This is a genomic window from Rhizobacter sp. P1_G5 (assembly GCF_056405435.1).
Genome location: NZ_JBFUCB010000421.1, coordinates 1 through 5449, shown reverse-complemented (window position 1 = coordinate 5449; position 5449 = coordinate 1). Strand labels below are relative to the sequence as shown.

The window sequence follows — 5449 nt, the reverse complement described above, 5'->3', positions numbered from 1 at the left end:
GACCAGCAGCACGCTGACGACGCTCGACCGCACGCTACGCCGCAAGCCGGGCATCGTGCACGGCAGCGTGCCGGCCACGGCACCGGCGGCGTGGGACCTGAGCAGTGAATGGGTGGGGTTCCCGATCGACACGTTCGACGGGCTCGGGAGCCACCTTGCACAGTGAAGTCGGCAGTGATGTGAGCCGTGAGGGTGGCAGTGCAGTCCGCAATCGAGGGCTCGGTAACGGCAGATGTGCTGCAACAACTGCGACACCGCTGAAACATCGGCGATACCGGACGTGGGCATCCTTGCGGGCTTCATCAACAGGGAGCCCACCATGCAAACCTCGAACGACCTCACCCGCCGCTTCATCGCCATCGCCGCCGGATCCGGCGTCCTCGCCCTCGTGCTGTGCCTGACACCGATGCTGGGCGCCAACGCCCCCGATGCCGGCGCCTTCACCGCATCGGGCGGCCTCGTCGCCGACACCGCCCCCGCCGCACCGGCGAGCGATGCCGGCATCTACGCCGGCCCGGCAATCAACGAGTCGGCCGCCACCACGCAGTGATGTCAGTGACCGCAGGGATCTGCGGTGACCGCAGTGACCCTCACTTCACCTGCGGCACATACACCTTCGGCTGCGCCGGCTTGCCCATCCCCGCTCCGAGGAAGAAGCTGGTGTTCGGCGGTTGGTTGTAGGCCGAGTTCTGGTTCGCGATCGCCGAGCGGTACTGCGTGTCGTGCATCAGCGTGCGAAGCCGTTCGGTGGTCGGGATCGTCGTCGTGAAGATCATCAGCTCGCTGTTGTTGGCGTTGCGCCAGATCACCTCCTCGCGCCAGTCGCCGAACAGGTCGGCCGAGAGGTTCGGCGTCGCCTTCGTCGTGTTGTTCGACGCGGCGTTGTAGTTCGACGCGGTCAGCAGCCGGTCGATCTTCTCGGTGGCCGGATTCCACTTGTCGATGGTCGTGCCGTCGAGCAGCTCGCGCAGCAGGTCGCCATCCCAGTACACGCCGAAGTTGACACGCGACGGACGGCGGTCCGAGATCGACTCGCCCTTCGCGCTGGTCAGCCCGCCCACCGTGGCCCAGCTCTCGGCGCCCGGGTAGCGCGGATCGACATCCATCACGACGCCGCGGCCCACGTCGGCCCCGCCGCCCGGCAGGCTCCACAGGATCCTGCCGGTGGCCGCGTCGTGCATCTCCACGCCGTGCGCACCGTAGCTGCCCGGCTCCTCGTGGACCATCATCACCTCCTTGCCGGGGCGCGCCGGGTCGAAATCGCTCACGTGCAGCGCATCGCCATGGCCGAGTCCGGTGGAATACAGGCCCTTGCCGCTGGAATCGATCGCGGCGGCGCCGAACACGATGTCGTCCTTGCCGTCGCCGTTCACGTCGGCGATCACCAGGCTGTGCGCGCCCTGCCCGCGGTACGCCGCGTTGCCGCTGGTGCTGGAGTCGAAGGTCCAGCGCGAGGCGAGCTTGCCGTCGCGCCAGTCCCAGGCCGCGATCACCGCGCGGGTGTAGTAGCCGCGGCTCATGACCAGGCTCGGCCGCTGGCCGTCGAGGTACGCCACGCCGGCGAGGAAGCGGTCGACCCGGTTGCCGTAGCTGTCGCCCCAGCTCGACACCGTGCCGCGTGCCGGCACGTACGCGGTGGTCGCCATCGCCTTGCCGGTCAGGCCGTTGAAGACGGTCAGGTACTCGGGGCCGCTCAGGATGTAGCCGGTGCTGTTGCGGTGGTCGGCGGTGGCGCTGCCGATCACCGCGCCGGTGCCGTCGATCGTGCCGTCGCCGGTCTTCATCGCGACCTCGGCACGGCCGTCGCCATCCAGGTCGTAGACGATGAACTGCGTGTAGTGCGCACCGGCGCGGATGTTGCGGCCGAGGTCGATGCGCCACAGCCGCGTGCCGTCGAGCTTGTAGGCATCGACGAACACGTTGCCGGTGTAGCCGGATTGCGAGTTGTCCTTCGAGTTGGACGGATCCCACTTGACGATCAGTTCGTAGTCGCCGTCACCATCGACATCGCCGACGCTCACGTCGTTCGGGCTGTAGTCGTAGGCCACGCCGTCGGGCGTGGTGCCGCCGGCCGGGCGTTGCAGCTTGACGGTCAGGTACTGTTGCGGCCACGTCGCGGTGGCGCTGCTCTGCGCCTGCTCGACGCCGTTGACGACCGCGGCCACGCTGTACTTGGCGCTCGCGCTGCCGCCGGCATCGACGTAGTTGGTGCTGCTCGCGATCGGGCTCGCGTTCAGCTTGCTGCCGTTGCGGTACAGGTTGTACGTGACGCTGTCGGCCTCGGTGCCCAGCATGCGCCAGCTGACGAAGACGCCGGTGCCGGTGGCGACGGCCACGACGCCGCGGTCAAGGAACTCGACCTGGCGTGAGCCGGCGACCGGGCCGGTGGATGGCGCGGGCGCAGGTGCCGGCGTGGGCGCAGGTGCCGGCGCAGGAGTGGGGGCTGGAGCGGGCGCGGGTGCAGGGGTCGGCGCAGGCGCGGGTGCCGGCGTCGGCGCCGGCGCGGCCGCCGAGGTCGCACAGAAGCCGATCGACTCGTTCGTCGCCTTCGCCGCGAGCGTCCTGTTCCACTCGACCCCGCTCAAGGCCAGCGTCGACCCGCTCTGCTTCCACACGCCGTTCCACAGGTTGCCGACCGTCCCGGGCACGGTCAGCGTGCCACTCCACTGCACCGCCTCGCTGTTCGGGTTCGAGACACGCACCGTGGCGCAGTAGCCCGAACCCCACTGGTTGTTGACCACGTAGGTCAGGGTCACCGGGCTGGCGGCGTGAACGGCGGGCGCACACAGCCCCGCGATGGCCATGCAGATGGCCAGCGGCTTGAATCGGATCATGGTCGCTTCCTCGGGGGCTGTGGGGCTCAGGGGTCGGCGGTCAGGGCCGCCAGGTCAGCGTCGTCTTCGTGTTGATGTCGGTGGCCGACCCCACGTTGGACGTCGCATCGACGAACCCGGAGCGGTTGCCCGAGCTCAGGTTGAGCCCCGTGCCGCGGTACTCGACATCGCCATGCAGGTTCAACGTGCCCGAAGCACCCTGGCTCGCCTCGAAGAAGCCCAGCGGGTAGAACGTGGTGCGCACCTGGGCCGAGCCCGACACCGAGAAGCTGTTGTTGCCCCACGGGCTGCCGGTCACGCCGATCACGCTGAGCCCGCCGACCGTGCCGCCGGTGACGGAGCCGTTCGCGATGATGGCCTGGTCTTCGATGCGCGCGCTGCCGGTGGCGCTGCCGCCCGGCAGGATCGTCGCGTACGGGCCGACGTACACCGTCGAAGGCGTGCTCGTCGGTGCACAGCCGCCGCCGTTGGCATGACGCAGCGTGCCCGACGGGCAGGCATCACGCTGGCCGTTCTGGAAACCCTGCGGCCAGGCGTTCGCCAGCTCGACCATGTACGGGTAGCGCCAGATCGTCTCGTACGCCTGGTCCCACACCACCGTCTTGAACACCGACGGCGTCGCGGTCACCACCAGGAACAGCGGCTCGCCCGCGTTCACCTTGAAGGTCAGGTCGGCATCCAGCCCCTTCTGCAACCCGCTGTAGCGGGCCGACGTGAACTGCGTGTTGGTGGCCACCAGGCCCCAGCGGAAGTCGGCGTCGGAACCCGTCTGGTTGATGCCGCGGAACTTCACCGTCACCGTGGTGGCGCCGTTGGTCGGGTACAGCCGCACGACGTTGTAGCCGAAGCGCTGCGGCGCGCCGTAGAACGGCGACGCGAAGCGGCGGTTGGTCGCCCAGCTGCTGTCCAGCGCCTCCAGCGGCATCAGCCGGTGCATGCGCTCGGCCTTGTCGGTCAGCGTGATGTTGCCGTAGGTGCTGCGGAAGGTGTCGGGCGTGGCCTTGTARTCCCACACCACGTTGTGCATCGCCCAGTCGCCCATGAAGTCGTTGAGCTGCGGCAGCGTCCAGCCGCGCGACTTCTGGATGTTGGTCAGCGGATCGGCGCCGCTGGTCGTCCAGATCTGCGTGACCGCGCCGGGGCCGTACTTGTCCTTCAGGAACTCCATGAACTGCCAGTTGCAGTAGCGGTCGCGCGTCGAGCCCAGGTACAGGTGCGGCGCGTTCGGCAGCATCTCGGAGCAGTGCGCGTTGCCCTGGTATTCGGGCAGCTGGTGCGGCGTGAAGTTCGCGTGGCTCTCGAAGAGCCAGCCGCAGGTGTTCGACTGGTAGCACTCCAGGCCGCCGTTGTTGCCGGCCCAGGATTGCCAGCCGTGCGTGAACTCGTGCGTCAGGCCCCAGTGGTCCTTCAGCGCGCCCGGGGCGATCCACATGCCCAGGTGCAGCCCCCGTTGGTTGTCGACCCAGGCGCCGCCGGTGAGGCCCCAGCCGGAGTGGATGTGGATGGCCGGCTTGATCTTGTCCGTCTTGTTGTAGAACGGCTCGGGCATCAGCAGGTTGGAGTTGAACAGGTTCTCCCAGACGGTGTTCTCGAGCGTGTTGGCCGCGAGGGTCAGGTCGGCATCGGAGAGCGTCTCGTCGGAATAGAACGCGAAGTGGGCCGACTCCTTGACGAGCCTGAAGCCGGACTGCTCGGGGTTCGGGCCGCCGGCGCGCCAGGTGCCGGGCGTGACGGTGGGCTTCTCGGTCGCGCCCGCGGGGGCCCAGGTGGTCAGGGTCGTGCCCTGGTCCACCGCCGGTGCCGGTGCCGGTGCCGGTGCCGGTGCGGGTGCGGGTGCGGGTGCCGGAGCAGGACTCGGGGCCGGGGCCGGGGCCGGCGTGGGTGCTGGTGCTGGTGCTGGTGCTGGTGCYGGTGCTGGTGCTGGTGCTGGTGCTGGTGCTGGTGCAGGAGCCGGAGCGGGTGTGGGCGCTGGCGCTGGCGCTGGCGCTGGCGCGGGTGCGGGTGCGGGCGCGGGTGCTGGWGCGGGCGCCGGGGTCGGTGCCGGAGATGGCGCAGGAGCGGGCGCATTGCCCACCGGCGGCGCCGGCGTGTCGCCCGACGATCCGCCGCAAGCGGTCAAGCACAACGACATCAGCAAGCTGCTGATCCCATGCAAACGGGCGGTTCCCTTTTTCATCTTGTTCTCTCGCAGTCTCACGTCAGGCCGGAAGGCCGCGCGATTCTGGGATGGGGCTGCCGCCCAGTGTTGACCGCCCCGTGACGGAGATGCGCCCGTTTGCAACCAAACGTCAGGCGCCCGGCGCCCCGTCGAGGAGCCTCCTGTCGCCCCGCCGGAACTGCCCCGGCGAGCAGCCCACGTCCCGCTGGAACGYGCGGGTGAAGTTCGACAGGTCCGACCAGCCGGATTCGTAGGCGATCGAGGTCACCGGCTGTTGCGTGTCCCGCAGCAGGTCGATCGCACGCAGCAGGCGCACGCGCATCAGGTACTGGTGCGGCGTGACGCCGATCGAGCGCTTGAAGACGCGCATCAGGTGGAAGGTGCTCAGCCCGACGGCGGCAGCCACGTCGTCCAGCGTCAGCAGCTCCGCAGCGCGGCGCTCGATGCAGTGCGCGGC

Annotated in this window: 5 protein-coding genes; 2 read left to right on the top strand and 3 right to left on the bottom strand. The window is 69.3% G+C overall.

Going from position 1 to position 5449, the window contains the following annotated elements:
* Positions 1-319: 319 nt before the first annotated feature.
* Positions 320-550: a hypothetical protein gene (locus AC1D12_RS23490; protein WP_047503063.1), complete on the top strand. Its 231-nt coding sequence runs from the start codon at positions 320-322 to the stop codon at positions 548-550.
* Positions 551-590: 40 nt separating this feature from the next.
* Here AC1D12_RS23490 and AC1D12_RS23485 read toward each other — a convergent pair whose 3' ends face one another.
* Both AC1D12_RS23485 and AC1D12_RS23480 read right to left on the bottom strand, forming a co-directional pair.
* A complete protein-coding gene (locus tag AC1D12_RS23485; RefSeq protein ID WP_477843196.1) occupies positions 591-2834 on the bottom strand; it encodes a rhamnogalacturonan lyase family protein in 2244 nt (747 codons plus the stop codon).
* A 40-nt stretch (positions 2835-2874) separates the two neighbouring features.
* On the bottom strand, positions 2875-4626 hold the full coding sequence (locus tag AC1D12_RS23480; RefSeq protein WP_477843194.1) for a DUF6055 domain-containing protein: 1752 nt from the start codon (positions 4624-4626) through the stop codon (positions 2875-2877).
* A gap of 5 nt (positions 4627-4631) precedes the next feature.
* On the opposite strand from AC1D12_RS23480, the gene AC1D12_RS23475 reads away from it, so the two are divergent.
* Entirely contained in the window at positions 4632-4979 is a 348-nt protein-coding gene (locus tag AC1D12_RS23475) for a hypothetical protein (RefSeq protein ID WP_477843192.1), read from the top strand.
* 143 nt (positions 4980-5122) lie between these two features.
* On the opposite strand, the gene AC1D12_RS23470 is transcribed toward AC1D12_RS23475, so the two are convergent.
* Positions 5123-5449, bottom strand: a 327-nt coding sequence (locus tag AC1D12_RS23470) for a helix-turn-helix transcriptional regulator (RefSeq protein ID WP_477843190.1), incomplete at its 5' end; no start/stop codon positions are given.